This is a genomic window from Nocardia sp. IFM 10818, from assembly GCF_054655275.1.
Genome location: NZ_BAAHJH010000001.1, coordinates 6,487,255 through 6,513,988 on the forward strand (window position 1 = coordinate 6,487,255; position 26,734 = coordinate 6,513,988).

At 68.6% G+C, this 26,734-nt stretch carries 25 protein-coding genes and 1 pseudogene; 12 read left to right on the top strand and 14 right to left on the bottom strand.

The genetic code is table 11. From position 1 onward, the window contains the following. Window positions 1-4: 4 nt before the first annotated feature. From ACYQ5L_RS30140 to crcB (ACYQ5L_RS30160), 5 genes are read right to left on the bottom strand one after another with little or no spacing between them, the layout of a single operon-like run. Window positions 5-745 carry a DsbA family protein gene (locus tag ACYQ5L_RS30140; RefSeq protein ID WP_459961612.1) on the bottom strand — a complete coding sequence of 247 codons (741 nt, stop codon included), beginning with the start codon at window positions 743-745 and terminating at the stop codon, window positions 5-7. A gap of 45 nt (window positions 746-790) precedes the next feature. Further along, on the bottom strand, window positions 791-1,996 hold the full coding sequence (locus tag ACYQ5L_RS30145; protein ID WP_459961613.1) for an MFS transporter: 1,206 nt from the start codon (window positions 1,994-1,996) through the stop codon (window positions 791-793). Next, window positions 1,989-3,629 (bottom strand): phosphoglucomutase (alpha-D-glucose-1,6-bisphosphate-dependent), encoded by a 1,641-nt coding sequence (pgm, locus tag ACYQ5L_RS30150; protein ID WP_459961614.1) that lies wholly within the window; start codon window positions 3,627-3,629, stop codon window positions 1,989-1,991. The genes ACYQ5L_RS30145 and pgm overlap by 8 nt, the downstream gene beginning before the upstream one ends. Before the next feature lie 47 nt (window positions 3,630-3,676). After that, window positions 3,677-4,039 carry a fluoride efflux transporter CrcB gene (crcB, locus tag ACYQ5L_RS30155; RefSeq protein WP_379205330.1) on the bottom strand — a complete coding sequence of 121 codons (363 nt, stop codon included), beginning with the start codon at window positions 4,037-4,039 and terminating at the stop codon, window positions 3,677-3,679. Window positions 4,040-4,048: 9 nt separating this feature from the next. Continuing rightward, the gene (gene crcB / locus ACYQ5L_RS30160; protein WP_459961615.1) at window positions 4,049-4,480 is read right to left on the bottom strand and encodes a fluoride efflux transporter CrcB; all 432 of its coding nucleotides are present in this window, start codon (window positions 4,478-4,480) and stop codon (window positions 4,049-4,051) included. A gap of 151 nt (window positions 4,481-4,631) precedes the next feature. On the opposite strand from crcB (ACYQ5L_RS30160), the gene ACYQ5L_RS30165 reads away from it, so the two are divergent. After that, window positions 4,632-5,801 carry a lipase family protein gene (locus ACYQ5L_RS30165; RefSeq protein ID WP_459961616.1) on the top strand — a complete coding sequence of 390 codons (1,170 nt, stop codon included), beginning with the start codon at window positions 4,632-4,634 and terminating at the stop codon, window positions 5,799-5,801. A gap of 160 nt (window positions 5,802-5,961) precedes the next feature. Here the strand turns inward: ACYQ5L_RS30165 and ACYQ5L_RS30170 are convergent, their stop codons facing one another. Continuing rightward, window positions 5,962-7,458 carry an MFS transporter gene (locus ACYQ5L_RS30170; protein WP_459961617.1) on the bottom strand — a complete coding sequence of 499 codons (1,497 nt, stop codon included), beginning with the start codon at window positions 7,456-7,458 and terminating at the stop codon, window positions 5,962-5,964. A 115-nt stretch (window positions 7,459-7,573) separates the two neighbouring features. On the opposite strand from ACYQ5L_RS30170, the gene ACYQ5L_RS30175 reads away from it, so the two are divergent. The 7 genes from ACYQ5L_RS30175 (at window position 7,574) to ACYQ5L_RS30205 (ending at window position 14,080) form a co-directional block, all read left to right on the top strand. Then, complete coding sequence (locus ACYQ5L_RS30175) at window positions 7,574-8,248, top strand: TetR/AcrR family transcriptional regulator (protein ID WP_379205325.1); 675 nt, start codon at window positions 7,574-7,576, stop codon at window positions 8,246-8,248. A 33-nt stretch (window positions 8,249-8,281) separates the two neighbouring features. Beyond that, a complete protein-coding gene (locus tag ACYQ5L_RS30180) occupies window positions 8,282-9,580 on the top strand; it encodes a D-arabinono-1,4-lactone oxidase (protein WP_459961618.1) in 1,299 nt (432 codons plus the stop codon). 135 nt (window positions 9,581-9,715) lie between these two features. After that, a complete protein-coding gene (locus ACYQ5L_RS30185) occupies window positions 9,716-9,940 on the top strand; it encodes a hypothetical protein (RefSeq protein ID WP_459961619.1) in 225 nt (74 codons plus the stop codon). 10 nt (window positions 9,941-9,950) lie between these two features. Then, complete coding sequence (locus ACYQ5L_RS30190; RefSeq protein ID WP_459961620.1) at window positions 9,951-10,268, top strand: hypothetical protein; 318 nt, start codon at window positions 9,951-9,953, stop codon at window positions 10,266-10,268. A gap of 87 nt (window positions 10,269-10,355) precedes the next feature. Then, window positions 10,356-11,912, top strand: coding sequence for a BCCT family transporter (locus tag ACYQ5L_RS30195; RefSeq protein WP_459961621.1), 1,557 nt, complete (start codon window positions 10,356-10,358; stop codon window positions 11,910-11,912). Window positions 11,913-11,970: 58 nt separating this feature from the next. Further along, complete coding sequence (gene mscL / locus ACYQ5L_RS30200) at window positions 11,971-12,420, top strand: large conductance mechanosensitive channel protein MscL (RefSeq protein WP_459963585.1); 450 nt, start codon at window positions 11,971-11,973, stop codon at window positions 12,418-12,420. 103 nt (window positions 12,421-12,523) lie between these two features. Next, on the top strand, window positions 12,524-14,080 hold the full coding sequence (locus ACYQ5L_RS30205) for an MFS transporter (protein WP_459961622.1): 1,557 nt from the start codon (window positions 12,524-12,526) through the stop codon (window positions 14,078-14,080). A 7-nt stretch (window positions 14,081-14,087) separates the two neighbouring features. On the opposite strand, the gene ACYQ5L_RS30210 is transcribed toward ACYQ5L_RS30205, so the two are convergent. Then, window positions 14,088-14,750: a GAF and ANTAR domain-containing protein gene (locus tag ACYQ5L_RS30210; RefSeq protein ID WP_459961623.1), complete on the bottom strand. Its 663-nt coding sequence runs from the start codon at window positions 14,748-14,750 to the stop codon at window positions 14,088-14,090. Window positions 14,751-14,870: 120 nt separating this feature from the next. Then, window positions 14,871-16,247 (bottom strand): YhgE/Pip domain-containing protein, encoded by a 1,377-nt coding sequence (locus tag ACYQ5L_RS30215; protein WP_459961624.1) that lies wholly within the window; start codon window positions 16,245-16,247, stop codon window positions 14,871-14,873. Window positions 16,248-16,391: 144 nt separating this feature from the next. On the opposite strand from ACYQ5L_RS30215, the gene ACYQ5L_RS30220 reads away from it, so the two are divergent. Continuing rightward, window positions 16,392-16,994 carry a TetR/AcrR family transcriptional regulator gene (locus tag ACYQ5L_RS30220; RefSeq protein WP_459961625.1) on the top strand — a complete coding sequence of 201 codons (603 nt, stop codon included), beginning with the start codon at window positions 16,392-16,394 and terminating at the stop codon, window positions 16,992-16,994. Window positions 16,995-17,050: 56 nt separating this feature from the next. Beyond that, entirely contained in the window at window positions 17,051-17,680 is a 630-nt protein-coding gene (locus tag ACYQ5L_RS30225) for a TetR/AcrR family transcriptional regulator (protein ID WP_459961626.1), read from the top strand. On the opposite strand, the gene ACYQ5L_RS30230 is transcribed toward ACYQ5L_RS30225, so the two are convergent. Further along, a complete protein-coding gene (locus ACYQ5L_RS30230) occupies window positions 17,677-19,809 on the bottom strand; it encodes a prolyl oligopeptidase family serine peptidase (RefSeq protein ID WP_459961627.1) in 2,133 nt (710 codons plus the stop codon). The two genes, ACYQ5L_RS30225 and ACYQ5L_RS30230, sit on opposite strands and share 4 nt — an antisense overlap. Window positions 19,810-19,942: 133 nt before the next feature. Here ACYQ5L_RS30230 and ACYQ5L_RS30235 point away from each other — a divergent pair, with 133 nt between their 5' ends. Further along, window positions 19,943-21,376 (top strand): DUF4132 domain-containing protein, encoded by a 1,434-nt coding sequence (locus ACYQ5L_RS30235; protein ID WP_459961628.1) that lies wholly within the window; start codon window positions 19,943-19,945, stop codon window positions 21,374-21,376. Here ACYQ5L_RS30235 and ACYQ5L_RS30240 read toward each other — a convergent pair. The 4 genes and pseudogenes from ACYQ5L_RS30240 to ACYQ5L_RS30255 all read right to left on the bottom strand — a co-directional run bounded on the left by ACYQ5L_RS30240 (window position 21,352) and on the right by ACYQ5L_RS30255 (window position 24,721). Further along, window positions 21,352-22,501 (bottom strand): annotated as a pseudogene (locus ACYQ5L_RS30240) (FAD-dependent oxidoreductase). The gene ACYQ5L_RS30235 and the pseudogene ACYQ5L_RS30240 overlap by 25 nt on opposite strands. Further along, window positions 22,498-22,989, bottom strand: coding sequence for a VOC family protein (locus tag ACYQ5L_RS30245; protein ID WP_459961629.1), 492 nt, complete (start codon window positions 22,987-22,989; stop codon window positions 22,498-22,500). The pseudogene ACYQ5L_RS30240 and the gene ACYQ5L_RS30245 overlap by 4 nt, the downstream one beginning before the upstream one ends. Before the next feature lie 82 nt (window positions 22,990-23,071). Then, entirely contained in the window at window positions 23,072-23,755 is a 684-nt protein-coding gene (locus ACYQ5L_RS30250; RefSeq protein WP_459961630.1) for a VC0807 family protein, read from the bottom strand. 108 nt (window positions 23,756-23,863) lie between these two features. Further along, window positions 23,864-24,721 (bottom strand): SDR family NAD(P)-dependent oxidoreductase, encoded by an 858-nt coding sequence (locus ACYQ5L_RS30255; RefSeq protein ID WP_459961631.1) that lies wholly within the window; start codon window positions 24,719-24,721, stop codon window positions 23,864-23,866. On the opposite strand from ACYQ5L_RS30255, the gene ACYQ5L_RS30260 reads away from it, so the two are divergent. After that, entirely contained in the window at window positions 24,620-25,201 is a 582-nt protein-coding gene (locus tag ACYQ5L_RS30260; protein ID WP_459963586.1) for a TetR/AcrR family transcriptional regulator, read from the top strand. The genes ACYQ5L_RS30255 and ACYQ5L_RS30260 overlap by 102 nt on opposite strands. A 26-nt stretch (window positions 25,202-25,227) precedes the next feature. On the opposite strand, the gene ACYQ5L_RS30265 is transcribed toward ACYQ5L_RS30260, so the two are convergent. Next, window positions 25,228-26,565 (bottom strand): MFS transporter, encoded by a 1,338-nt coding sequence (locus tag ACYQ5L_RS30265; protein WP_459961632.1) that lies wholly within the window; start codon window positions 26,563-26,565, stop codon window positions 25,228-25,230. Window positions 26,566-26,734: the final 169 nt, after the last annotated feature.

The window sequence follows — 26,734 nt, forward strand, 5'->3', positions numbered from 1 at the left end:
GGCCTTAGCCGGCGGCGTTGGCGACCCAGTTCTCGTCGTTGACATCGACCTTCTTGCCGTCGATGAAGACCGACGGGGTGGCGGCGCGATCGCCGAGGGCGGCGGTCAGGGACTTCATGGCCGCTTCGGCGTGATTGCGGGCGGTGTCGATGCCGTCGGCCTTGGTGATGCAGGCGACCGTCTCGTCGGAGGCGCCGGATTCCTTTGCCAGCGCGGCCAGTTGCTGGTTGTCGAGGTCGGAGCCGCGCTCCTCCGGCTGCTTGGCGGTGAACAGCTGATCGTGGAACTTCGCGAAGACGGGTCCGTTGCCGGTCTGGGCGACGCACTCGAAGGCGGCGATGGCGCGCGTCGAGTAGTCCTTGCTGCCCGACTGCGGGTCCAGGAAGTTCACCATGCGGTATCGGACCGCGAACTTGCCCTCGTCCAGCCGCTGCGCAATCTCCTGCCCGTAGATGCGCTCCAGCTGCCCGCAGGCGGGGCAGATCGGGTCCTCGTAGATGTCAATGGTTTCGGTGATGCCGGGCTTGCCGAGCACGATGCCGCCGTCGGAGTCCATGGCCACGGACACCGCGGCATCGCGCACCGGCCCGTAGCCGTCATTGCGGATCTCGTCGCCGCCGCCGCGATTCCACTGGAACACCGCGAACACGATCACCGCGACCACCACGACGGCCAGGCCGCCCAGGGCATAGGTGGTCTTGCTGGAGACCGGCTGCGGGGTGTGCTTCGAAGTCGGGTTGCTCACACCGCCCACTCTGCCCGAACCTTTCCGGACCGCGCCTGCCGGGGGCTAGGTCCGGGCGACCGCGACGGCTTCCTTGCGCGGCAGCGTTTCCGGAACGAACAGCCACACCGCCGAGGCCGACGCCAGAACGAGGCCGGTGACGCCGAGCGCCACACCGTAGGACACATTGTCGGCGAGCAGGCCGATCAGGTACGGGCCGAGGAAGGTGCCCAGGTCGGCGGACATCTGGTAGCCGGCCAGGACCGGGCCGCCCCGGGTCCGGGGGCCGACGATATCGGCGACGGAGGCTTGCAGGGTCGGCGAGAACATGCCCGAGCCGACACCGGCGACGGCGGAGGCGATCAGGAACCACACCAGATTGGGCGCCAGGCCCAGGCCCGCCGTGCCGACGGCGCAGATCAGCGTGCCGGAGATCAGGAAGGGCTTGCGACCCAGCCGATCCGAGAGGCGGCCGGACAGGAACAGCACCGCCGCATTGCCGATGGCGAAGACGGTCAGGGCCACGCCCGCGACCTTGGCGTCCTGTTTCAGCACCTCCACCACGACCAGCGGCACCAGCGCCATGCGCACGCCGAAAACCGCCGCGCCATTACCGAAATTGGCCCACAGCGCCGCCCGATAGGCGGGCCGCGCCAACCCGTCCCGGAAGGTCATGACGGGCGCGCCGTCGGCCGACTCGGGCGCGACCAGCGGCGAATCCTTCAGCGCCACATACACGATCAGGCTGGCGATGAGCAGCGCCACACAGTAGATGAGGAACGGCGCGCGCAGCCCGAACCCGGCCAGCGCACCGCCGACCAGCGGGCCGAGAATGGATCCGATGAGGAAGCTGGTCGAGTACACCCCGGAGACCCGCCCGCGCTCCAGCGGCGGCGACATGCGGATCACCAGCGCCAGCGAGGACACCGTGAACATGGTGGACCCGATACCGCCCAGCGACCGCAGCACCAGCAGCTGCCAATACGTCTGGGCGAACGCGCACGCGCCGGTGGAGACCGCGACGATGATCAATCCGGTGAGGTAGACCGGCCGCTCCCCCAGCTTCTGCATCAACCGCCCGCTCATGGGCGCGAACAGCAGCCGCATCAGCGCGAAGGCGCTGACGATGAACGAGGCGGCCGCGACGCCCACGCCGAAACCGCGGGCGAACTGCGGCAGTGCGGGCGCGACGAGTCCGAATCCGATGGCGATCGTGAAGGCCGACCCCACCAGCACCCAGATCTCGACCGGCAGGGCCTTGGATCTACTCACCGGACAGGGCCCGTCCCACCATTTCCTCCGCGGCCGCCTGCACCTGGGTCAGGTGCTCGGGGCCTTGGAACGATTCCGCGTAGATCTTGTACTTGTCCTCGGTCCCGGACGGGCGGGCGGCGAACCAGGCGTTCTCGGTGGTCACCTTCACGCCACCGAGCGCGGCGCCATTGCCCCGGGCGCGGGTCTGAATGCCGGTAATGGGTTCCCCGGCGATCTCCGTCGCGGTAATCATGTCCGGCGTCAACGCCGCGAGCCGGGCTTTCTGTTCCGCGGTGGCATTCGCGTCGACCCGGTTGTAGGCGGGCGAGCCGTAGCGCTTCTCCAGTTCGGCATAGCGGGTGGAGGGGCTCTGCCCGGTGACGGCGGTGATCTCCGCGGCCAGCAGGGCGAGCAGGATGCCGTCCTTGTCGGTGGTCCACACGGTGCCGTCCATGCGCAGGAAGGAGGCCCCCGCGGACTCCTCGCCGCCGAAAGCCAGGCTGCCGCTGAACAATCCGGGCACGAACCATTTGAACCCGACCGGCACCTCGTACACATCGCGGCCGAGCACGCCGACCACGCGATCGATCATGGACGAGGTCACCACCGTCTTGCCGATCTTGGTGAGCGCGTCCCAGCCCATCCGGTTGGCGATCAGGTACTCGATGGCGACCGCCAGATAGTGGTTCGGATTCATCAGCCCCGCATCGGGAGTCACGATGCCGTGCCGGTCCGCGTCCGCGTCGTTGCCGGTGGAGATGTCGTAGTCGTCGCGAATCGCGACCAGCGATGCCATGGCGTAGCGCGAACTCGGATCCATCCGGATCCGCCCGTCGCTGTCGAGGGTCATGAACCGCCAGGTCGGATCGACGAACGGATTCACCACCTCGAGCTCGAGGTCGTAGCGCTGGCCGATCTCCTCCCAGTAGTCCACGCTGGCCCCGCCCATGGGGTCCGCGCCCAGCCGAATCCCGGCGCCGCGTATGGCATCCAGGTTCAGCACATTGGGTAGGTCGCCGATGTACTTGTCCAGATAGTCGTAGCGCTCCACCTTGGTGGCGAGCGCGTGCGCCAGGCTGGTGCGCCGCACCTCGGCCAGCCCGCCGCGCAGCAGCTCATTGGCGCGCGCGGCAATGGCGTCGGTGGCGACGGTATCGGCCGGGCCGCCGTGCGGCGGGTTGTATTTGAAGCCGCCGTCCCGCGGCGGATTGTGCGAGGGCGTCACCACGATGCCGTCGGCCTGATGCCGGGTGCCGCCCCGATTGTGGCGCAGCACGGCATGGCTCAAAGCCGGTGTGGGCGTGTACCTGTCGCGCGAGTCGATAATGGCGGTGACGTCATTGGCGGCGAGCACCTCGAGCGCCGTGGTCCAGGCGGGCTCGGACAGCGCGTGGGTGTCCCGCGCCAGATATACCGGCCCGGTGATGCCGCGGGTGGCGCGATACTCCACGATCGCCTGCGTGATGGCGAGAATGTGCGATTCGTTGAATGCGCAGTCCAGGCTGGATCCGCGATGCCCGGAGGTGCCGAAGGACACCAGCTGCGCCGGATCCGACGGATCCGGAATCCGGCTGTAGTAGGCCGTGACAAGGTGCGCGATGTCCTCGAGGTCCGTGGCGCGTGCCGGCCGCCCGGCTCGATCGTGCGCCATGCTCGCACCTCCCTTCCGTATCGCCTGTGCCCGGCTGGTCATCAGGATCACGGCCACACCCACTGCCCGAACGAGGCACCGAGACAGGCCGCGGCCAGACTTGCCGCAATGCCGATCACGATGTTCGCCACCGCATAGCTGTAAGCGCCCTCCTCGGCCAATCGAACCGTTTCGTATCCGAACGTACTGAACGTGGTCAGCGCCCCGCAGAACCCGGTTCCGGCGGTCGCGAGCAGCCAATGGTTTGCTCCCGCACCGATCAACAGGCCGAGCAGGGCCGAACCGGTCACGTTCACCACCAGTGTGCCCAGTGGGAAGACACTATCGAATCGACGGGCCACCGCGCGATCCACCAGATAACGGGTCGGCGCCCCGACCATCCCGCCGACGATCACCAGCACCGCCGTCACCGCCGCACCTCATTCATCGCCTGCCCCCAATCGTCGTGCCGTGCGTACTGCCCACCGCGTCGCGCCCAGCCCGAGCACGACCGCTCCCAGCGACATCACCACCGTCCCCCCGAGGTAGCCGAATGCGGAAACCATTCGGCCCGATTCGAGCAGTCTACGAACTTCGACGGCGTACGTGGAGAAGGTGGTGAAGCCGCCCAGCACACCGACGCCCAGAAACGGCCGCACCAGCCGATGCGCGGACCGGAACTCGGTGATGACGGCCATGAGGACGCCGATGGCCAGACAGCCGATCGCATTGACCGCCAAGGTCTGCCACGGAATCCCGCCCGCCTCGGGCACGACCAGGCTGGTGCCGTAGCGCAGCAGCGCGCCGATGCCGCCGCCCAGGGCGATGACCGCGAGCATCAGCCCGTCGACCTCGCGCGTTCTCGCTGCCACCACCCTCCCTTCGCGATTGCTAAAAAGTTGCTGTTCGGCGTGTTGCTGAGCGCTAACAGCACCCGGGAACTGCGAGGATAGTGCCGCTTGCCCAGAGTTGTCCCATCGGCCTCGAGGAGCCAAGTTGGCGGTCCGGCAGGGAATCAGAAGGATGCTGGTCCAGAGCCTGAGTACCGCGGCGATACTGCTGGCCGCACTGGCGGGCGCACCACCCGCCCACGGCGCCGTGTACCCGATCGGAGATCCGGACGGGTTCTATTACGCCCCACCGAATATCGGGGATTTCGCACCCGGCGACATCGTCCGCTCCCGCCTCGTGCCCGCGCACGGCTTCGCCGGTGCGACGGTGTGGCAGCTGGGCTTTCGCTCCAACGACTCGCACGACGGCCCGATCATGGCCGTCACCACCCTGATCGTGCCCGGCGGCGGCGGGCCGCGGCCGCTGGTCTCGTATCAGCCGTTCGTGAATTCCCTGGGGATGCAATGCGCTCCGTCGCACGCCCTGTTCGACGGCGGGCTCAAGGAATCGGCCGCGCTGAACCTGCTGCTGATGCGCGGCTGGGCCGTCGCCGTGCCCGATCATCTCGGCCCGACCAGCGCCTACGGGGCGGCCCGGCTGGGCGGCCAGATCACCCTCGACGGCATTCGCGCCGCCAAGCGCTTCCCGCCGACGGGACTGGGTGATTCGCCGGTCGGCCTGGCCGGGTACTCCGGCGGCGCGATGGCCACCGGCTTCGCCGCGGTACTGGCCCCCGATTACGCGCCCGAGCTCCCCATTGTCGGTGTGGCGCAAGGCGGTGTGCCGGTGAATCCCGGCAAGATCGCCATCGCCAACGGCAATGCCCCGCATCCGCTGTTCGGGCTCGGCTTCGCGCTGGGCGTCGGCATGGAACGGGAGTACCCGGGCGAAATATCCATGGACCAGTCGCTCACCCCGGCGGGCTTCGCGCTGCGCGACCGGATCGCCAATTCCTGTGTGGACGACATCATCTCGGCCGGGGCCAACAAGACCCTGAGCGAGGTCTTCTACCCGGGCCGGGAAACCGATCCGACGCTGTACCGGATCTTCCACGAGAACGCGCTGGAGATCTATCCGGGCGTCCCGCGCGCGCCCCTCTACCAGTGGCACGGCAGCAATGACCAGGTGCCGCTGGATCTCGCCCTCGGCACCGCCGGCCGCTACTGCGCCGCCGGGACTCCGGTGCTCTTCGAGATCATTCCGGGCGCGGACCACGGCACCGCCATCTTCCCCGGAGCGGCGAACGCCATCGGCTACCTGAGCGATCGCTTCGCGGGCCTGGCGCCACCGTCCAACTGCTGACAGCCGGAGGATGAACCCGCCCCGCTCACTGTCGTGAGCGGGGCGGTCCTCACTCTCGATAGCCGCAGCGGTTCTCACCCCTCCATAGCTCCCTCCATAGCTACGGCCCCACTCACCTTGGTGAGCGGGGCCGTTTCCATTCGCGTCGCAGACGCGAATCTCAGTGCGCCAGCACCGGTTCGCCCTCGGCGGGCACCGGGGCCTGGTTCGGCATGATGAATCCGGTGATCACCGCACCCACCACGAAGATCGCGGCCGCCCACCAGAACGTGGTGGTGTAGCTCTCCACCGCGGCCTCCGCCAGTACCGCGGGCGACGGCGGGACGTGTTCGCCCACATAGTCGTTGAACGCGGTGGCGGCGAGCGTGCTCAGCAGCGCGGTGCCGATGGAGCCGCCGACCTGCTGGCTGGTGTTGACCATGGCCGAGGCCACGCCGGCGTCATCGTGGTGCACGCCCGAGGTGGCGCCGATGAAGGCGGTGGACATGGCGGTGCCGAGGCCGATGCCCATCAGGATGAGGCTGGGCAGGATATGGGTCGCGTACGCGGTGTCCACGCCGATCTGGGTCAGCAGCGCCATTCCCAGTGCGGAGACCAGGAATCCGGCCACCACCGTCACGCGCGGGCCGACCCGGGGCACCAGCAGCGACGGCACCGTGGTCGAGGACGCCACCATGCCCGCCACCATGGGCAGGAAGGCCACGCCGGTGATGATCGGCGAGTACGCCAGCTGCTGCTGCATGTAGTAGGTCAGGAACAGGAACATGGCGAACATGCCGATGCCGATGGAGAACACGGTGATGTAGGACGCGCCGCGGGTGCGGTCCAGCACCACGCGCATGGGCAGCAGCGGATGCGCGACCCGCCGTTCGATGGCCACGAATGCCGCCAGCAGCGCCGTGCCGCCGATCAGGAAGGCGAGGGTGACCGAGTTGGTCCAGCCGTCGGATTCGGCGTGCGAGAAGCCGTAGACGATGGCGAACAGCGCGGCGGTCACCGTGATGGTGCCCGGAATATCCAGCCGCGGCCGTTCGGTGGTCACATGCTTGGCCAGCAGCATGACCGCGCCGACCAGCGCGACGGCGGCGAAGACCAGGTTCACGTACATGACCCAGCGCCACGAGGCCCATTCGGTGAGCGCGCCGCCGAGCAGCAGCCCGAGCGCGCCGCCGGCGCCGGCGATGGCGCCGAAGATGCCGAAGGCCTTGGCGCGTTCGGCCGGTTCGGTGAAGGTCACGGTGAGCAGCGACAGGGCCGCCGGCGCCAGCAGCGCGCCGAACACGCCCTGTGCCACGCGGGCGCCGACCAGCACCTCGAAGTTGGCCGCGGCGCCGCCGACCGCGGAGGCGACCGCGAAGCCGACCAGGCCCGCGATGAAGGTGTTGCGGCGGCCGAACAGGTCGGAGAGCCGTCCGCCGAGCAACAGCAGGCTGCCGAAGGCGAGGGCGTATCCGGTGATGACCCACTGCCGGTCGGCATTGGAGAACCCGAGATCCAGCTGCGCCTCGGGCAGCGCGATATTCACGACGGTCGCGTCCAGCACGACCATGAGCTGGGCCACGCCGAGCACGGCCAGCACCCACCATCTGAGGGCGTGGGAGCCACGCCGCCCGGTTGCGGCCGGAGCGGCCACGTCTTTCTCCAGAGCTGTCGTCATTGGTTTCCTCGTCCCCTATACTTAACGGAGAACCGATCTCCGCTTACGGTCAGAAGTTACCATCTAAACGGAGATATCGCCTCCGGTTAATCCCGCCGCCTGTTAGGATTGGGCTGTGAATCACGTCACTACCGCGCCCCCACCTCGGCGTTTGCGCGCCGATGCCGCCCGCAATCAGCAGCGCATCATTGCCGCCGCGCGCGAGCTATTCGCCGATCGCGGCCTCGAGGTCACCCTCGACGATGTGGCCGAACGAGCCGGCGTCGGCGTGGGAACCGTCTACCGCCGGTTCGCGAACAAGCAGGAGCTCATCTCCGAGGTCTTCGACCAGATGGTCACCGAACTCGGCGAGGCGATCGATTCCGCACTGGCGCATACGGATCCGTGGGAGGGCCTGGTCGAGCTGTTCGAACACGCCTGCCGGCACATGGCCGCCAATCGCGGGTTCAGCGAGGTCATGCTCGAAATGCACGACAGCATGGAACGTTTCGCGTGCATGAAGGACCGCATCCGCCCCGGCTTCCAGGCCGTCATCACCCGCGCGCAGGAGGCGGGCGCGCTGCAGCCCGATATCGAGACCGGTGACTTCTTCGCCATGGTCAATATGGTCGACGCGGTCGCGGGTTTCGCGCGCCCGGTCAATTCCGAGGTCTGGAAGCGCTACGTGCCCCTGGTGCTCAATGGCGTCCGCGGCGACGGCATCCCGCGCCTGCCGATGACGCAGCGCGCACTCACCGATGAAGAGGTCGAGGGCGCCAAGGCGGCCATGTACGCCTGCCGCAAACGGTAGCGCTCCTCACACTCGCGGTTTAAAGTTGGTCGCATGACCAACTCTTGGGTGAACTGGGCCGGAGATCAGAGCTGTACTCCGGCGTCCATCGCCGTACCGGGCTCGCCCGAGGAAGTCGCCGCAGTGCTCGCCCAGGCCGAAGCGGCCGGCCACACCGTCCGCGTCGCCGGATCCGGACACTCCTTCACCGAGACCGTGCTCACCGACGGCACGCTCCTGCGGCTGAACAAGCTCGACAAGATCCTCTCGGTGGATCGCGAGACCGGACTGGTCCGCGCCGAAGCCGGCATCACCCTCAATGCCGCCAGCAATGCGCTGCACCCCATGGGCCTGGCCTTCCCCAACCTCGGCGATATCGACGTGCAGTCCATCGCGGGCGCCACCGCGACCGGCACCCACGGCACCGGCGCGAAACTGCAGAACCTCTCCGCCGCACTGCAATCGGTGGAACTCATGACCGCCGACGGCAACCGGGTGGAGCTCAACGAGCAGACCGACCCGGACGGCTGGCGGGCCGCGCGGGTGAATGTGGGCGCGCTCGGCGTGGTCACCGCCGTCACCGTGCAGATGGTCCCGTCCTTCGTGCTCGAAGGCGTGGAACGGCCGGTTCCGGTGGAGGAGGTGCTCGCCGACCTCGACACCTACGTCGACGGCAACGAGCACTTCGAGTTCTATATGTTCGCGCACAGCCCGCTGGCCATGACCAAGGCCAACAATGCCGTCGACCTGCCGGAACAGCCGCGCGGCAAGGCCGTGGACTGGTTCTCCGACATCCTGGTCACCAACTACGCCTTCGACGCGCTGTGCCGCCTGACCCGCCGGCGCCCGAGCCTCATCCCGTACGTGCAGCGCGGCGCGGCCTACGCAGGCAGCTACCGGCGGCAGGTGGAGCGCTCCTACAAGGTCTTCGCCAGCCCGCGGCTGTTCCGCTTCACCGAGATGGAATACGCCGTCCCGCGCGAGCATTCGGCCGACGCCATTCGCGAGATCAAGGAGGTCGCGAAGCGCTTCGACACCGCCATGCCGATCGAGGTGCGCTGGGTCGCGCCCGATGACGCCTTCCTCTCCCCCGCCGGCGGCCGCGACACCTGCTATATCGCGGTGCACCAGTACCAGGGCATGGAGTACGAGGCGTACTTCCGCGCCTGCGAGCGGGTCTTCGATCGCTACGACGGCCGCCCGCACTGGGGCAAACGGCACTTCCAGACCGCCGAGACGCTGCGCGGGCGGTACCCGGAGTGGGAGAAGTTCGCCGAGGTCCGCCGCCGCTTCGACCCGAAGGGCCGGTTCACCAATGCCTACATCGAACGGGTGCTCGGACCGGTGGGGTGAACCTCGCCGAGTGCGCGATGTGACTCGAGCGACTAGTATCGGTTGCTGAAAGATCGCTGTACCTGCAGTCCTGCTCGTCGAAGTACCCCGTCATGCACCCCGGACCCCGGGAGTGACACACCTAGGGAGGTTTCGATGTCTCTGAAGGACAAGGCCAAGGAAATGGCCGACAAGGCCAAGCAGCAGGCCCAGCAGATGGGCCAGAAGATCGATAACGAGGCCGACGAATTCGAGTCGAAGTTCCACGACGGCATGCAGGACGCCAAGAACAAGATGCAGAACGCCGGCCAGGACATGCGGAACATGGCCGACGACACCATGCAGAAGGCCAAGGACAAGTTCGGCGGCGGCGCGAAGTAGGGAACCGACCATGCCGACGAATGACAACGCCAGCTCCTCGCCCGATATCAGCGGCGCCGCCACCGACCTGGCCGCCCAGGCTCAGGCCGCCGCCGGGCAACTCGCCGAGAAGGCCAGCGGCGCCGCCGCCGAACTAGCGGACCGGGCCAGCACCGCGGCCGCCGATCTCGCCGATATGGCGAAGGCGTTCGCCGACAAGCTGAACACCGACGATATGCAAGGCACGCTCGAACAGGTCCGGGCGAATCTGGAGCACGCCGCCCAGGACGTCATGGCGGCGGTCAACGAGATCGTCAATGCCATGAAGGACAAGGTCAGCGGAAAGTAGCTGCAACAACCCCGATTCCGGTCCTACGGCCGCGGCCCGGAGTCGGGGTTGCCGCATGTCGGCCCCCAACCACACAGAGGACTGCAGTTGAGCGCACCGAGCAGCACACCCTCCGGCACGACTCCGGCGCACCATCGGGCGGCGGTGGCGCCCAGGGTGTTCTGGCCCGCGGCGATAGTGGTACTGGCATTCACGGTGTACGCCATCGTGTTCCGGGATCTCGCCGCTCGGCAGGCGAAAGCATTGCAGGACAATGTGATCGGCGGCTTCGGGTGGTACTACATCGTGCTGGTGACGCTGTTCGTGGTGTTCGCGATCTGGCTGGGGCTGAGCCGGTTCGGCGGCATCACCCTCGGCGAAGACGGGGAGCGGCCGCAATACTCCATGGGCGCATGGCTTTCCATGCTGTTCGCGGCGGGCATGGGTATCGGGCTGGTGTTCTGGGGTGTGGCCGAACCGCTGTTCCACTACGAGGATCCGCGCCCCGGGGTCGGGGAAACGCCCGCACAGCGCGCCGATGCCGCCATGGTGCAGACATTTCTGCACTGGGGCGTGCATCCGTGGGCGATCTATGTGGTGGTGGGCCTGGCCATCGCGTATTCGATCCACCGCAAGGGGCGGCCGGTGTCGATCCGCTGGTCGCTGGAACCGCTTGTCGGGGATCGGATTCGGGGCTGGCGCGGGGATGTCATCGATATCGTGGCCGTCATCGGCACCGTATTCGGCGTGGCCACCTCGCTGGGACTGGGCGTCCTGCAGATCTCCGCGGGCCTGAATTTCCAGGGCTGGCTGGACGAACCGGGCAAGGGCCTACAGGTGGTGCTGATCATCGCGGTCACCGCCCTGGCGACCGTCTCGGTGGCGACCGGCGTGGACAAGGGCATCAAGCTGCTGTCCCAGGCGAATATGGGCGTGGCCGGGCTGGTGCTGCTCTATGTGCTGATCGCGGGCCCGACGCTGTTCATCGTCAACGATCTGGTGCAGAACATCGGCACCTACGTCCAGCAGCTGCCGAAGATCAGCCTCTACACCGGCGCGACCGAGGGGCCGACGGGCACCGGCTGGACCAATCAGTGGACGGTCTTCTACTGGGGCTGGTGGATCTCCTGGGCCCCGTTCGTGGGCGTGTTCATCGCGCGCATCTCGCGCGGGCGGACGGTGCGCGAATTCGTGGCCGGAGTGCTGCTGGTGCCGACGATCCTGACCTTCGTCTGGTTCGCGGTCTTCGGCGGCGCGGGCCTGCATCGCGAAATGTTCGGCGGCGGCGGGCTCGTCGGCCCGGACGGGCCCGATCGCGACAGCGCCCTGTTCGCCCTGCTCGACACCCTGCCCGGCGGTTCCCTTACCGCGGGTCTCGCGATCCTGGTGATCGTGTTGTTCTTCGTCACCTCCGCCGATTCCGGCGCGCTGGTGGTGAACATGCTGTCCTCCGGCGGCAATCCGGAACCGCCCACCTGGAGCCGCGCCTTCTGGACCTGCGCGCAGGGTGCGGTGGCCATCGCGCTGCTGGTCGCCAGCGGCTCCGGGACCCAGGCGCTGACCACGCTGCAGACGGTGGCGATTCTCATTGCGCTGCCGTTCAGTGTGGTGATGCTCGCAATGTGCGCCGCACTGGTTCGCACGTTCCGAGCCGAGCGCGGCTAACCCTTAGACTTCGGCGCGAACATTTCTGAATCGTCTTCGGATGGGATTTTCCAGCGTCATGCTCAAGGGTTTCAAAGACTTCCTGATGAGGGGCAATGTCATCGATCTGGCGGTCGCCGTCGTGATGGGCACCGCCTTCACCGCGATCGTCACCTCGATCACCAAGGGTTTGCTCGAACCGCTGCTCGCGGTGCTCGGCGGCAATGCGGAGTTCGGGCTGGGCTTCCAGATCCTGTCCGGCAAGCCCTCCACCTTCGTGGCGGTCGGGCCGATCATCAGCGCCTGCATCAACTTCGTGGCGGTCGCGGCGGTGCTGTACTTCGTGCTCATCCTGCCGATGAACCACCTCAAGGCGCGGCTGTCCAAGCCGACCGAGGTCAAGGCCGACCCGACCGAGCTGGAGCTGCTCACCGAGATCCGCGACCTGCTGGCCCGGCAGGCGAGCGCCGGCGGCGCGAGCATGAGCGAGCTGCTCGACGCCGATGGCGGCAACGGCCTGCGCAAATAGTCGCGAGCCGGGCCCGGCCGGAATACCGCGCTCCGCGCAAGCGCGGGCTATCGTCTAGCCAGGATTGTTGCTGATCGATAGCCATCGCGCCCGAGGAGTCGCCATGCCCGACGCCAGCCGAAGCGGTCACCTCGCACAGCCGGGGCCCGACGCCTCCGCCGGTCACCGCCCGCGCGGGCGCTGGGCCATGCTGGCGGTGCTGTGCGCCAGCCTGCTGCTGGTGGCCATGGACGCGACCATCCTCAATGTCGCGTTGCCGTCGCTCATCGACGATATGTCGCCCAGCCCCATGGAACAGCTGTGGATCGTCGACCTCTACGGGCTGGTGCTCGGCGGGCTGCTCATCACCTGCGGCGCGATCGGCGACCGGTACGGGCGCAAGCGGCTGTTCATCGCCGGGTTCGTCTTGTTCGGCCTGGCCTCGGTGGTCGCCGCCACCGCGCAGACGCCGTGGCAGCTCATCGCCGGGCGCGCATTGCTCGGCGTGGGCGGGGCCATGGTGATGCCGTCCACGCTCTCGCTCATCCGCAATATCTTCACCGACGACCGCGAGCGCACCCTGGCCATCGGCATCTGGGCCTCGGTCGCCGGCGCCGGCGCGGCGGTCGGCCCGCTGGTCGGCGGTGTGCTGGTGCAGCAGTTCGGATGGTCGGCCGCCTTCTGGCTGAACGTGCCCGTGGTGGTGGTGACCGTGGTGGCGGGACTGTGGCTGCTGCCGGAATACCTGGCCCCCGCACACGGCAGCCTCGACTGGTTCAGCGCGGTGCTGTCGGTGCTGGGCATCGTGGCGCTGGCCTGGGGCATCAAGCATGTGGCCAAGGGCGATCCGGCGGCGCTCGACCTGGTGATCCTGCTCGCGGCCATCCTGCTGCTCGGGCTGTTCGCCTACCGGCAGCTGCGCTCGGCCGATCCGCTGCTGGATGTGCGGCTGTTTCGCAATCGCGCCTTCACCGCCGCCGCGCTCGCCACCCTCATGGCCATGCTCGCCATCGGCGCGGCGCTGTTCCTGATCTCGTTGTGGCTGCAATACATTCACGGCTACACGCCGTCGGAGGCCGGGTTGCGCACCGTGCCCGCCGCCATCGCCACCCTGCTGGGTTCGCTGTCCACGCCGTGGCTGCTGCGGCGGGTGGGGGTGCGGCTGCTGATGGCCTTCGGATTGGGCGCGCTGGCACTGGGTTTCCTGGTGCTGGCCGCTATTCCGACCACCACCTATCCGCTGGTGGCGTTCATCCTGGTCTGCCTGGGCGTCGGCGACGGCATCGCCATCACCACCGCCGCCGCGGTGCTGGTGGCCGCGGTGCCGCCGGAACGCGCCGGACAGGCGGGCGCGGTGGAGGAAACCAATTACGAACTCGGCATCGGCCTCGGGGTGGCGCTGCTGGGCAGCATCCACGGCCGGCTGTTCACCTCCCACATGACCGATCTGCCGCTGCAGGGCGAACAGCTCGACACCGCGCGCGGATCGGTGGGCGGCGCCGCACATCTGGCGCACGAGATGGGCGGCGAGACCGGCGCGCAGATCCTCCGGATCGCCCAGCACGCCTACGATTCCGCGCTCACCACCACCTCGTGGATCTCGGCGGGGCTGGTCGCCGCGGTCACGGTGCTCACGGTGATTCTGGTGCCGCGCGGTTTCACCGCCACCTCCGCGCACTGAATCCGGTTCATTCGGGGTCGATGCGGACCCGGCGATCCACCACCCGGTGCGCCACCTCCACCAGCGAAAGCCCGTGTGTGAAGGCGTATCCGCGCAACCGGGCATAAGCGTCGACGAGTTCGATGCCGAGCTGAGCGCTGGTCAGGCCCGCCGCCTGATGGATCCACCGGCTGGTCACCGGCTGCGCCCACTGCCGCGTCACATCGCCGGCGGCCAGCACCAGACTGGCCGTGACCAGATCGGCGACATGCAGGGCGGCCGAGGTGAACCGCGGATCGGGCCGCCCGATGGCCTCGCGATACAGATCCACCGCGCCGATCCGGATATCGCCCAGCCGCAACGGCACCGCCAGCAGCGAGCCGGATACCGGTGTGCCCGAGAGGGCTTCGGCGAAGCCGGGCCAATCCTCGCAGTCCGCGGTCAGATCGGTGACCAGTACCGGAATGCCCTCGTGCACCGCGGAGACCGCCGGGCCCTCGCCCGCGGTGGCCTGGGCGGTCTCCACCCGGCGGGCCGAATCGTCACTGGCACACCAGGGTTGTATGCCGGCGTCGTGCTCGTCGAGCAGAATGGCGGCGCGCCGCACCGGCAGTACCCGCACGCATGCCGCGCACACCGCCGGCAGCCCGCCGCCGGCGGCGTGCACCGCGTGCAGAAACTGCTCTGTCACTTGGTCGAACTGCGAAGAAGCCATCGAACGAACCGCCCCAACCATCGTCGCGCCGCGATGTGTTATTCGGTGCCCCGGGCCATTATCACGTCACAACCGCACAACGAACAGGGCCGAAAGTCACGCCGTCACGGGGGATTTCACCGGCCGGTGCGACACACCGAGGCGGTACAGTCCGCGCAGGTCGTAGGTGTGTGTGGCGATCGCGCCCAGCAGCAGGCCCAGACCCAGGCCCAGCACCGTCATCCAGACGCCGGTGCCCAGCCCCGCCGCCAGATTCCCGTCGAAGAACAGCAGCGCGCGCACCGCGAGGTACATCTGGTGCATGGGTTCGAAGGTCGCCATATTCGCGATCCAGCGAGGCGTGGCCTCGATGGGGATGCTGCCCGAGGAGGACGGCAGGCCCAGCACCACGAACACGATCATGTTCACGATCAGGCCGATGGTGCCGAAGGCCGCCAGCACCGACAGGCCGGTCACCGAGACCGCCGCGATGGCGAGCGTGCCGTAGAGGAACAGCGGCAGCGGATGCTCGATCGACATGTCCAGCAGCGTCCCCACGCCGAGGAAGACCCCGGACACCAGCGGTGCGGTCACCACCGCCATCGCCCATTTCACGAGCAGCGTGCGCCACCGGCTGATCGGCGCCGGGGCCAGATGCCGGTACCAGGGCCCGTATTCGGCGGGCACGTAGCCGAGCACATTGTCGACCATGGCGTGAATGATGAGCGCGCAGCTGAAGCCGGAGAACAGCAGGACCAGGGTGTAGAAGAAGGCCGACAGTCCCTGACCCGTGCCCGCCGGCAGCGGGTGATAGGGGCTGACCACGATGTCGATCGGCTGCGCCAACTGCAACCGCGCCGCGCCGCTGAGCTCGGTGGACCCCAGCTTCGCCCGCACCTGCTCGGTGAGCTGCGTGCCGACGGTGGTGTCCACCTCGGCCAGGGCGCGATTGCTGATGCGCTGCATGATCGTCGAGGCATAGGTGCCGGCGCGCGGATTGGTGTGCACATTGATGACCGGACGCTCCACCTCGCCCGGTACCACCGCGGACGCGCCCAGGATCGACAGTCGTTTGGAGAAATCGCTGGGAATCACGATGGCGCCGTAGATCTGACCGTTCTGCAGCTGCCGGTGCGCCTCGGACATGCCGAGCAAGCGCAGGTCGACCTTGTCGGCGGGCACCTGCGCGGCCATGGCCTCGGCGATCTGGTCGCCGATGTTCACCTGCTTGCCGTCGAGCACATCGCCGTCGTCCTGATTGACCAGTGCGACCGGGAAATCGTGCAGATTGCTGTCCGGGTCGGCGGTGAAGCCCAGGTACATGGTGCCCATGAGGGCGGCGAGCACCGTGAGCACGAGGATCGGCGCGACCCAGCCGCGCAGCGGCACCCGGCCGCCGTGCGGGTTGGCGACCGTCTCGGCGGCGACCGTCTCGGCGGCGACCGTCTCGGCCTTTGCGGTGGTCACCGCGTCGGCCTCGGTTGCATCGTCCACTGCTGCACTGCCCTTCTCACCTAGGGGTGCACCGTCTTTCGGTGCGGACACGCTCTCGTTCGTCATAGCTTTGGCCAATGTAGGCACCGACTACAAAGTAGTCAACGCCAACATTGAAAGTGTGTCCGATATCCTGCACTCACCATGTCCATCGCACGCCGCGCCGGTTCGCGCTCCTATCACCACGGCGATCTGCGGGCCGAACTACTGCGCAGCGCCGAGGCGACGCTGCGCCGCTCCGGGGTGGACGGGCTGTCGCTGCGGCAGCTGGCCCGCGATACCGGCGTCTCGCACGCCGCGCCGAGCCGGCACTTCCGCGACAAGCAGGCGCTGCTGGACGCGCTGGCGGTATCCGGCTTCGAACGGCTCGCGGGGATCATCGACAGGGCGGCCGCCACCGGTACCTTCCTGGACCGGATGACCGGCATGGCGCACGCCTACCTGCGCTTCGCCATCGACAACCCGGCCCTGGTGGCGGTGATGTTCGCGCGCAGGCACAGCCCGTCGCCCGCCATGGACGAGGCCGTGAACCGGACCCTGGCCGCACCGATCGCGATGATCGTCGACGGCCAGGAGCGCGGTGAGGTGGTCGCGGGGAATCCGCGCAATATCTGCCTGTCGGCCCTGGCCACCCTGCACGGCCTGGCGTCCTTCGCCGGGTCCGGGCTGCTGTCGGAGGCGGAGATCGAGGGCCGTTTCGAGGATGCCGTGAGTTACATGCTGGACGGTTTGCGTCCCCGTCGCTGAGCCGACGGCGGATCCGGCTACCGTTGAGAAGAAACCATGACTACCACCGGCGGGCAATGACGATCACAGGCAGACAATACGGCGGGCGCGCCGTCACCGAGCGGAAAGCCGAACGCCGCCAGCGCTTCCTGGATGCCGCCATCGAGATCTTCGGCGAACGCGGCTACGCCAACTGCGCGCTGGCCGATGTGTGCGCCGCCGCGGGGCTGTCCAAACGGCAGTTCTACGAGGAGTTCAGCACCCGCGAGGACGTGCTGGTCGCCGCCTACGACCGGATCCAGGACGAGGCCGGGGCCGCACTGGCGCAGGCCCTCACCGAGCTGCCGCCCGATCCCGATATCGCCGAGAAGGTGACCCGGGCCATGACCGCCTACCTGGGCTCGGTCGGCTCCGATCCGCACCGCGCCAAGGTCGCCTTCGTCGAGGTGGTGGGCGTCAGCGAGCGCATGGAGGAGCACCGCCGGGCCCGGCGGCACATCTGGGTCGCCATCATCCAGGCCGCCCTGGGCCCGCTGGCCGGACCGGGCGCGCGCACCCGGATGAATCCGGAGCTGGCGGGCAGCGCGCTCATCGGCGCCATCAACGGCCTCGCCCACGAGTGGCTGCTGTCGGATCCGCGGCCGCCGGTCAGCGATCTGGTGGAAGTGCTCGTCCCCATTGCGGTTTCGCTGATCGTGCGGGACTAGCGCGGCTGCTCCGGCAGCAGTTGGCGCATGAAGTAGGTGTACTCCAGCGCTGCGGTGCGCGCCTCCTCATCGATATTCGCGCCCGCGCCGTGCCCGCCCTGGGTGGCCTCGTAGAAGAGGTAGGGGTTGCCCAGGTCGGATAGCTTGGCGGCAAACTTGCGGGCATGCTGCGGGCCGACGCGGTCGTCCCTGGTGGTGGTCCAGACGAACGCCTCCGGATAGTGCACGCCCTCCCTCAATTGCGCATACGGCGAAATGGATTCGAGGAATCGGCGTTCCTCGGGATTCGCCGCCGAACCGTACTCGCCCACCCAGGACGCCCCCGCGGCGATCTGCTCGTAGCGCACCATGTCCAGCAGCGGGACCTGGATGTCCACGGCATTCCACAGCGCCGGGCGCTGGGTCATGGCCACGCCCACGAGCAGGCCGCCATTCGAGCCGCCTTGAATGCCCAGATGCCGCGGCGTGGTGATATTGCGGATGATGAGGTCATCGGCGACGGCGACGAAATCGTCGAAGGCGCGCTGCCGGTTGGTCTTCAGCGCCGCCTCGTGCCAGGCCGGGCCGTATTCGCCGCCACCGCGGATATTGGCGATGACGTAGACGCCGCCGCGTTCCAGCCACAGCCTGCCCAGCAGTCCGTCGTAGGTGGGCGTGACGGCGGCATTGAAACCGCCGTATCCGTACAAGATGGTCGGATTGGTTCCGTCATAGGGCATACCGGCGCCGCGGACGATGAAATACGGCACCTGTGTGCCGTCCGGGGAGGCGGTCTCGAGCTGATCCACTACGAAACGGGACGAATCGAATTGCGCTGGTTCGTTCTTCACCATGTCCAGGCGGCCGTCGGCGGTATCGATGCGCCACAGCGCGGTCGGGGTGAGGAACGAGGTCACCGAGAGGTAGGCGGTAGTGCCGCGGCCGTCGGCGGCCACGGCCTCGACGGTCGCATTGTCCGGCAGCGGAATCGGTGCGGCCGACCAGGCGCCGCCGGGCTCGGGGGTGTAGATGGCGGCGCGCCCGCGCACGTCGTGGAGCGAGGTCACGATGAGCCGATCGCGGGTGGTGAGCACACTCCGCAGCGTCTCCCGCGGACCGGGGGCGTAGACGACGGTGGCCCGCAATCGATCCGGCGCCGAGATCATTTCGTCGGCATCCAGCGAGACCAGTGATCCGGAGGCGAAGGTGGTGCCGTCGGTCGTCCAGTCCTGCCGCAGCGAGACCAGCACCCGATCGCCGAGAATGCCCTTGATATCGGCATCGGGCGGCAGCGCCAGCCGCACCGTCCGGTCGTCCGTGACCAGGTCGAACTCCGCCTGGTAGAAAGAAGAATGGCGGACAACGAGATTGAGCAGCCGCTTCTTGCCGCCGTCGAGCAGCACCGGTTCGGTGCCCAGGCCGTCCGCCGGATCACCGCGCAGCACTTCGACCGCCCGCTCGAGCGGCTGTCCGCGTTCCCACCGTTTGACGACATAGGGATATCCGGAGGCGGTCTTCTCCCCCGTCGCCCATTCCCGGGAGACCAGCAGCGCGTCATCGCCGGTCCAGGAGACGAACTGCTTCCCTCGTTCCAGCTCGAACCCGCCGGCCACGAATCCCCGCGCGGCCCGGTCGAACTCGCGGACGGTCACCGCGTCCTCGCCGCCCTCGGACAGGAACACCAGGCACCGGGTGCGCGTGACCGGCGAGCAACTCGCCCCCTTCCACACCCAGTTGCGGTTCTCGGCGCGCGCCAGCGCGTCCAGGTCCAGCAGCGTGCTCCAATTCGGCTGCGGCGTCTCGTAATCGGTAATGGTGGTCTCGCGCCAGATACCGCGTTCGTGTTCGGCGTCCCGCCAGAAGTTGCCGACCATCCCGCCCTGGAATTCCGGCTCGGGCAGCCGATCGGGCGCGTTGCCGAGCTCGATGGCCTGGGCGAGGTTCTCGGCGTGCCGCGGATCCCGCTCCAGCACGCCGAGGGTCTTGGAGTTCTCCGCCGCCACCCAGGCCTGCACCCGCGGACTGTCCCAGTCCTCCAACCACAGATAGGGATCCGCGGCGCCACTGGAACTGCCGCAAGCCGCGATGAGCAGTAGCACCGCGGCCGCCACCGCACCGCGCCGCGCCCCGTCGATGCGTACCCCACCCATGGCATTCCCCCTCGAATGTGCATGCGGCTGCGCCTCGAACAAGGCGATGTAAGCACCATAGCGCGGTCGTCCGACGAAATTGTCGGTGGCGACGGGCAAGATCGGAGCCGGTATCAATCCCGGAGAGGCCGAAATGACGAGCGAGGACGAGTGGCTGCGGCCCGCCGGGCCGCGGGCCAAGCCGCCGCGGCTACCGCGCTGGCTGGCGGTCGATCAGCTGCCGCGGATCCGACGGCGCGACGGTGGCGCGGCGCTGCCCGATTCGGCCGCCACCCGGGTGATCGCCATGCTGATGACCGCCGCGCCGGACGATAGCCATCCCGGTCTCGCCGCGGTTGCCGAGGCCACCGATCCCGCCTCGCTGGCCGAATTCACCTGGGCGATCTTCGAAGCCTGGCAGGCGGCGGGCTACCCCGCCAAGTGTGGTTGGGTGCTGGATGCCCTGGCGCGGACCGGCAATGACGACACGGTGCGGCGGCTGGTGCCGTTCATTACCGCCTGGCCGGGCAAATCCGCGAGTGCGCGGGCCGCGGCGGGGCTGAACGTGCTGGCGGCGATCGGCGGCGAGACCGCGCTCATGCATCTGCACTCCATTGCCGAGAGCTCCCGCTTCGAGGGCTTGCGCACCAGGGCCCGGGAGAAGGTCGAGGAGTACGCCCGCGCGCTGCACCTGAGTGAGGCGGAGCTGGCCGATCGGATCGTCCCACGACTCGGGCTCTCGGCCGAGGGCACAACGACGGTGAATTACGGCCGGCGGCAATTCGATATCGGCCCGGATCACGAGCTACGGCCCAGGATCAGTACCCGAGGCGCCCGGTTGCGCACCCTGCCCAAGCCCGCCGCGGGCGATGATCCGGAGCTCGCTCCCGCGGCCTATCGCTCCTTCCGCGACTTCGCGAAGGAGCTGAAAACCGTGACCTCCGACCAGATCCGGCGTTTCGAATCGGCCATGCTGGACGGCCGCCGGTGGCGGGCGAGCGCGCATCGCAGCCTGGTCGTCGAGCATCCGGTGCTGGGGCAGCTGGCCCGGCGGCTGGTCTGGGCGGTCTTCGACGCCGACGGCACGTCGACCGGATCGTTCCGTGTCGACAATGACGGCACCCTCGCCGACGCCGCCGACGAACCGTTCGAGCTGCCCGGGGACGCGCTGGTCGGCGTGGCGCATCCCCTGCACCTGGGTGATGCGGTCGCGCGGTGGCGGGAGGTGTTCGCCGATTACGAACTGCTGCAACCGTTCGAACAGCTGGACCGCGCGGTGTACCGGCTCACCCCCGCCGAGGCGGCCTCGGACGAGCTGTCGCGCTTCGCGGATCGGATGGTGCCCACCCGCAGGCTCTACGGGCTGCGGCAGCGCGGCTGGGAGCTGTCCCACGGAGACATCAGCCGGCCGTTCGGAGTCCTGATGCGCGTGCGCATCACGCTGGACCCCGGCCTCCGGGGCGGCTACCGCTACGAGGCGGAGGAGCAGCGCATCGTCGCCGTGCGGATCAACAGCAGCCGCTTCGGCGTCCTGGACGCCCTCGCCGCCTCCGAGCTGCTCCGTCAGCTGGAGCGGCTGGCGGCGTGACGGCCGGCGCGCCGGCCGAAGAACGAGCCCGCGCCGAGCTGCGTGCCGCTGGCATAGCCCTTGCCGTCCTGGGCCAGGGTGGCCGCCGTGGCGCCCGCCGCGTACAGGCCGGGGATGGGTGAGCCGTTGTCGCGCAGCACTTCTCCGTCGACGGAGGTGCGCAGACCGCCCAGCGTGAAGCCCGCGTAGAGCGCCTTGCCGAGCGTCAGGTCGAACGCCCCCCACGGCCCTGCCTCCTGGGGTTCCAGCCATTCCGCGCTCTTGTGGAAGTCGGGGTCGGCACCGCGGGCGGCATTGGCGTTGTAGCCGTCGAGGGTGGATTGCAGTGCCGCACTGGGAATTCCGAGCGCGGTGGCCATCCCCTCGACGGTCTCCCAGCCGTCGATGAAGGGTGCGAGCGGGATGGCCGGGCGTTCCATGTGCGCCGAGTCGACGATCAAATAGGCCGCCGCGCCGGGCTGTTCGAGGACGAAGGCCGAGGTGCGCGCGTGATAGGAGTCCTCGGCGACGAATCGGCGGCCGTCGCGATTCACGATGATCCCCGCCAGCAGGGACGACGGCGGATAGACCGGCGCGGTCACGAAGGCCTGCTCCATATTCCGCGTCGCGGCGGGTGTCCCCGGGTACCGGCACCTTGTGCCCGCGCGGGGCCGGAATCGCGGCTTCCCGGTAGGGCCAGACCTTTTCGTTGCCGGTGTACATCAGCCCCTGGGTGCGCGGCTGGATGACCGCCTTCTCCGGGTAGTAGCTGCGCTCGAATTCGAAGCCGAGTCCCTCCAGCCAGCCGAAGTGCTCGACACTGCCGTCGCAGTAGGCGCGGATCTTGTCGTGCTCCGGCTCCCGCGCCACCGCCACGAGGTACCGGTACATCTCCTCGGCCGAATCCTCGTGCCCGGTCGCCCGTTGCACCGCGGTGCCGCCCCCGAGATAGAAGTGCCCGCCGGCGAGGGCCGTGGTGCCGCCCGCCACCGCGGCCTTCTCCAGCACCAGGACGCGGGCGCCCCCTGCCGCCGCCGCCACGGCCGCGCAGCCGCCCGCTATGCCGAAACCGGCGACCACCACATCGAATTCGCCGTCCCAGATCACCGACTCGGCCGCGACGAGTTCCGGAATCCGGTCGCTCATCGTGCGCCCTGTTTGATCCGGTCGAAGAACAGCCGCATATTCGGGCCGATCTCGGCGAGTTCGAGGAACGGCACTCCCGCCGCCGCGCCGTCGAGGTACGCGAACCGCATCTGCCCGCCCATATCGCCCTGCTGCACGATCTCGATCCCCTGCGCCGCGGCGTCTTTCAGCGCCGCGTCGAAATCCGCGGGCTCCAGGCAGATGTGGTGCAGCCCGGGGCCGCTGCGCTCCAGGAACTCGGTATAGATCGACCTCCCGCGCACCGGCTGAATCAGCTCGAGTTGCGTATCCCCTTGGTAGGCCAGCGCGATGTGCGCCGTGAAATCCGCCGGTTCGCCACGGTAGGTGCAGGTTTCGGGCCCGAAGTGCACCTCCGGCATCCGGGTCCACGCACCCGCGCCCATGGTCGCGCCCAGATACTTCTCGGCCGAGCCCACATCGGCCACCACCCAGGCGATCTGGGTGACGGGCCCATCGGCCACGCTCATCGCAACTCCGCTCGACGACCGAAGGGGCGCGGACCGTTTCCGGCCCGCGCCCTCCCCTCTGCTCGAAGTTAATCACATTCGCTTAATCAGTGGCGGGGTTCCGTTGCCGCAACTTCTTGACGGTCCGGATATTGACGGCCATCAGGACGCTCATGGTCGCCACCATCAGCACGCTGGACAGCCAGGCCATGGTGGAAACCGGCAGCCGATAGGCCAGCACGATGCGCAGCACGGCCTCGCCGAGCAGCCCGGCGCCCCACATGACGGAGAGCCGGATGTGGGTGCGGGAGACCGATGCGACGGTGCGGTAGGCCTCCTCCATGGCCGGCAGGTGGGCCGGATCGGTGGTGGCCAGGAACTTGCGCGCGGCGACGTAGGTCAGCGGCCGGGAAATCACGGCGCTGACAAGGAAGGCGAGGCCGACCGCGGCCGTGCCGAAGGAGTCGCGAATGATCAGCGTCCGCGCGTCGCCGCTGATCATGGATCCAATGAGGCCGATGACGAAGCCGCCCAGCACGATTGCCGCGAGCGGGTCGATGCGGCGCGCCCGGACGGCCTCGACGACAACGATCATGGCCGAGCACACCGCACCCAGCAGCAGCGCCAGGAAGTCGGAGTATCCCAGCGCCTTCAACAGGAAGTATGCGGCGACCGGGACCGCGAGATCGCGGATGATCGGGGCCAGCAGCCGCAGCAGCGTCGGACGAACGGGCGGCGGGGTGACAGATCCGGCGGCGGCCTCCGCGGCGGTGACTGTGTCGTTCATTTCCGGACTCCTGCGATTCGACTGTGCGCTACGGAAAATGACGCTACGGACGCGCCGGCCGCGCCGGATCTGCCAACCATCACCTCTCGGGCATGACAGTTGTCATGCTCAGGCCGCGCGCTCGACCGCGGTGTCCGTGGTCGCCATCTCGAACACCTGCTCGGCCAGCTCATCCGGACCCACGCGCACGATCTGCCCGGCGTCCACGCTGTCGAAATGCCCGGAGTCCAGCAGCGCGGCCGCCGCGCGGCCGTCGATCAATCGTCCGATCTGGAGGCTGCCGACCCGCACGCCCCGCGACCGCACCTGCGCATCGACGGCGTGCAGGAAGTTCACCAGCCCGGCCTGCGGGACGCTGACGCTGGCCAGATCCGGCTTCGGATGCCGGATGGAGGCGCCGTGCCCGAAAACGACCGCGCCGTGGCCGCGTTCGGCCATGGCGGGGATGAGCGCGTGCAGCAACTGGACGGGCGTCAGCAGGTGCAGCGGCAGCCAGGTGCGCAGGGTGTTCGCGTCCAGGGACAGCACGTTCACCGGCAGCCGGCCGACATCACCGGGGCTGTAGACGACGACATCGGGGGTGCCGTGCCGGACGTCGAGTGCGCGCAGGGCCGCGGCGACCCGATCGGCCTCGGCGAGGTCGGCGGTGAGCACGTCGGCCACCAGTCCGTCCGAGGTCAAGCCGGTGCGGAGTTCGTCCAGCGTGGCGGCGTTGCGGCCGATGAGCGTGACCGAATAGCCGGCCTTGCCGAAGCGGCGGGCGGTGGCGAGACCGAGGGCGGGACCGGCTCCGAAGACGGCGAGATGCGGCGGACCGCCCCGCGCCCGCGCCGCCGCGACGCGCTGGACAACCGGGACCGGGTACTGGCCGCGGCCCGGGAACGTTTCCGCACCGAAGGGCTGGAGGCCTCGCTGGCCGGCATCGCCCGCGATGCCGGGGTCAGCATCGGAACGCTCTACAACCACTTCCCGACCCGGGATGCGCTCATCGACGCGGCCCTGCACGATCTGGTGGCCGAATCCGTCACGCGGGCGGAAGCCGGACTGCGCGAACCGGATCCGTGGGCCGGGCTGGTCACCCACCTGCTGTGGCTGGCCGAATCACAGGCCGGGGACCGGGGTTTCACCGATATCTGCGTGCGATCCCTGCCGGACGGCTCCCCCATCGAGCAGACGAAGGCGCGCGGCCACGACCTGTTCCATCGGCTGGTGCGCCGCGCACAGGACAGCGGTGCGCTGCGGGCCGATGTGGACGTCACCGATATCGGACTGCTGCTGTGGTCGGGAGTGCGTGCCACCGAAGGGATTCGGATCGCGGCCCCGGACGCCTGGCGGCGGCATCTGGCGATCCTGCTCGACGGCCTGCGCAGTGCAGCGGCCCATCCGCTGCCCGGCGCTCCGCTCGATCCGGACCAGGTGCGCGTCGCGATGGCTCTATCGCAATAGCGGCGATGACGGTGCCGCGGTAGCGGTTACGCCGCGGCCTCTTCCAAGGTGTTGCCCTTGGTCTCCGGCGCGCCCCACACACAGATCCCGAAGCCGACCGCGGTCAGCGCGGCCGCGTAGAGGAAGGTCGGCCCCATGCCGAGGTTGTCGAGCGACCAGGGCAGCAGGTAGGTGCCCAGGGCCGCCCCGACGCGGCTGATGGAGGTGGCGAAGCCGACGGCGGTGGCGCGAATGTGGGTGGGGAACAACTCGTTCGGGTAGGTCCAGTCCAGCACATTGGGCCCGCCGCAGAAGAACGCGTACAGGCACAGCATGACGAAGGCCAGCATGGCGGGCATGGCCGGCCAGATGCCGATGAACAGCACCGGAATGATCATCAGGCCGAAGCACCAGATGATGGTGGGGCGGCGGCCGACGGTGTCGATCAGGCGCATGGCCGGCAGGCAGCCGACGAGGAAGACCATGCTGATGATGGCGGTGCCGAGGGTGTCCATCCAGGTGCCCTCGGGCATGCCGAAGGAGGCCAGGATCTGCGGGCCGAAGGTCAGCATGGCGAACAGCACCGCGACCTGGCACAGGAAGAAGCCGCTGCAGAAGATGGTGCGCTTGCGGTACTTCGGGCGGAACAGCTCGCGCAGCGAACCGTGTTGCGCCGGATGCGATTCCTCGCCCGATTCGACGAGCGAGGCCGGCGTCACCCGCACGTGCAGGAATTTCTCCACCATGTGCGCGGCCTGCTCGGCCTTGCCGTGCTGGGCCAGCCAGCGCGGTGATTCCGGGGCGGTGGACTGGCGGACGATGAGGAAGAACGCGCACAGCACGGCGCCGCTGGCCAGCTGCCAGCGCCAACTGCCATTGCCGCCGAAGGTGAGGAACAGATAGCCGACCACATAGGCGAGCACCGATCCGGCGTACCAGGCCACGATCTGGAATCCGAGCAGTCTGCCGCGCTGCTTGAGCGGCAGCCACTCCCCAAGCAACGAGGTGGCGATCGGATAGTCGGCGGCCACGGCCATACCGAGCACGAAGCGCAGGATCACGATGAGCCAGACCGATTCGGCCCAGAACGACAGGATCGAGCAGAGCGCCATGACCACCAGATCGGCGGTGTACATGACCTCGCGGCCGATCTTGTCGGTGAGCACGCCGAACAGCGCGCCGCCGACGAACATGCCGACCAGCGCCGCGGCGCCGATCCACTGGGTATCGGCGGTGGTCAGATTCAGCTCGGCGGTCATGCCGATGAACGCGGTGCCGACGATGCTGAGGATGTAGCCGTCCAGCAGCGGCCCGCCGGAACAAGCGAGCGCGAGCCGTTTGTGGAAGCCGGTGAAGGGTGCCTCGTCGATGACAGTGGTGCTCATATCGCCCTCCTCGGCCGACCCCTCGACCATTCGGAACATTCAGAGCTAGTACTCGGCAAACCGCGAACCTACCCGGCTCGGCGCGCCCGGCCCGCCACTGACACGCAGTGCGGCGGCATTCCATGACGAGACGACATCCGGGCGAATACCGCGATCGGCCGCATTGGCA

Excerpts from the sequence above, each read along its gene's own strand:
- pgm (WP_459961614.1), bottom strand. The coding sequence starts at position 3,629 with ATGGCGCACGATCGAGCCGGGCGGCCGGCACGCGCCACGGACCTCGAG.
- ACYQ5L_RS30165 (WP_459961616.1), top strand. The coding sequence starts at position 4,632 with ATGCTGGTCCAGAGCCTGAGTACCGCGGCGATACTGCTGGCCGCACTG.
- ACYQ5L_RS30170 (WP_459961617.1), bottom strand. The coding sequence starts at position 7,458 with ATGACGACAGCTCTGGAGAAAGACGTGGCCGCTCCGGCCGCAACCGGG.
- ACYQ5L_RS30180 (WP_459961618.1), top strand. The coding sequence starts at position 8,282 with ATGACCAACTCTTGGGTGAACTGGGCCGGAGATCAGAGCTGTACTCCG.
- ACYQ5L_RS30185 (WP_459961619.1), top strand. The coding sequence starts at position 9,716 with ATGTCTCTGAAGGACAAGGCCAAGGAAATGGCCGACAAGGCCAAGCAG.
- ACYQ5L_RS30190 (WP_459961620.1), top strand. The coding sequence starts at position 9,951 with ATGCCGACGAATGACAACGCCAGCTCCTCGCCCGATATCAGCGGCGCC.
- mscL (WP_459963585.1), top strand. The coding sequence starts at position 11,971 with ATGCTCAAGGGTTTCAAAGACTTCCTGATGAGGGGCAATGTCATCGAT.
- ACYQ5L_RS30205 (WP_459961622.1), top strand. The coding sequence starts at position 12,524 with ATGCCCGACGCCAGCCGAAGCGGTCACCTCGCACAGCCGGGGCCCGAC.
- ACYQ5L_RS30220 (WP_459961625.1), top strand. The coding sequence starts at position 16,392 with ATGTCCATCGCACGCCGCGCCGGTTCGCGCTCCTATCACCACGGCGAT.
- ACYQ5L_RS30225 (WP_459961626.1), top strand. The coding sequence starts at position 17,051 with ATGACGATCACAGGCAGACAATACGGCGGGCGCGCCGTCACCGAGCGG.
- ACYQ5L_RS30230 (WP_459961627.1), bottom strand. The coding sequence starts at position 19,809 with ATGGGTGGGGTACGCATCGACGGGGCGCGGCGCGGTGCGGTGGCGGCC.
- ACYQ5L_RS30235 (WP_459961628.1), top strand. The coding sequence starts at position 19,943 with ATGACGAGCGAGGACGAGTGGCTGCGGCCCGCCGGGCCGCGGGCCAAG.
- ACYQ5L_RS30245 (WP_459961629.1), bottom strand. The coding sequence starts at position 22,989 with ATGAGCGTGGCCGATGGGCCCGTCACCCAGATCGCCTGGGTGGTGGCC.
- ACYQ5L_RS30250 (WP_459961630.1), bottom strand. The coding sequence starts at position 23,755 with ATGAACGACACAGTCACCGCCGCGGAGGCCGCCGCCGGATCTGTCACC.
- ACYQ5L_RS30265 (WP_459961632.1), bottom strand. The coding sequence starts at position 26,565 with ATGAGCACCACTGTCATCGACGAGGCACCCTTCACCGGCTTCCACAAA.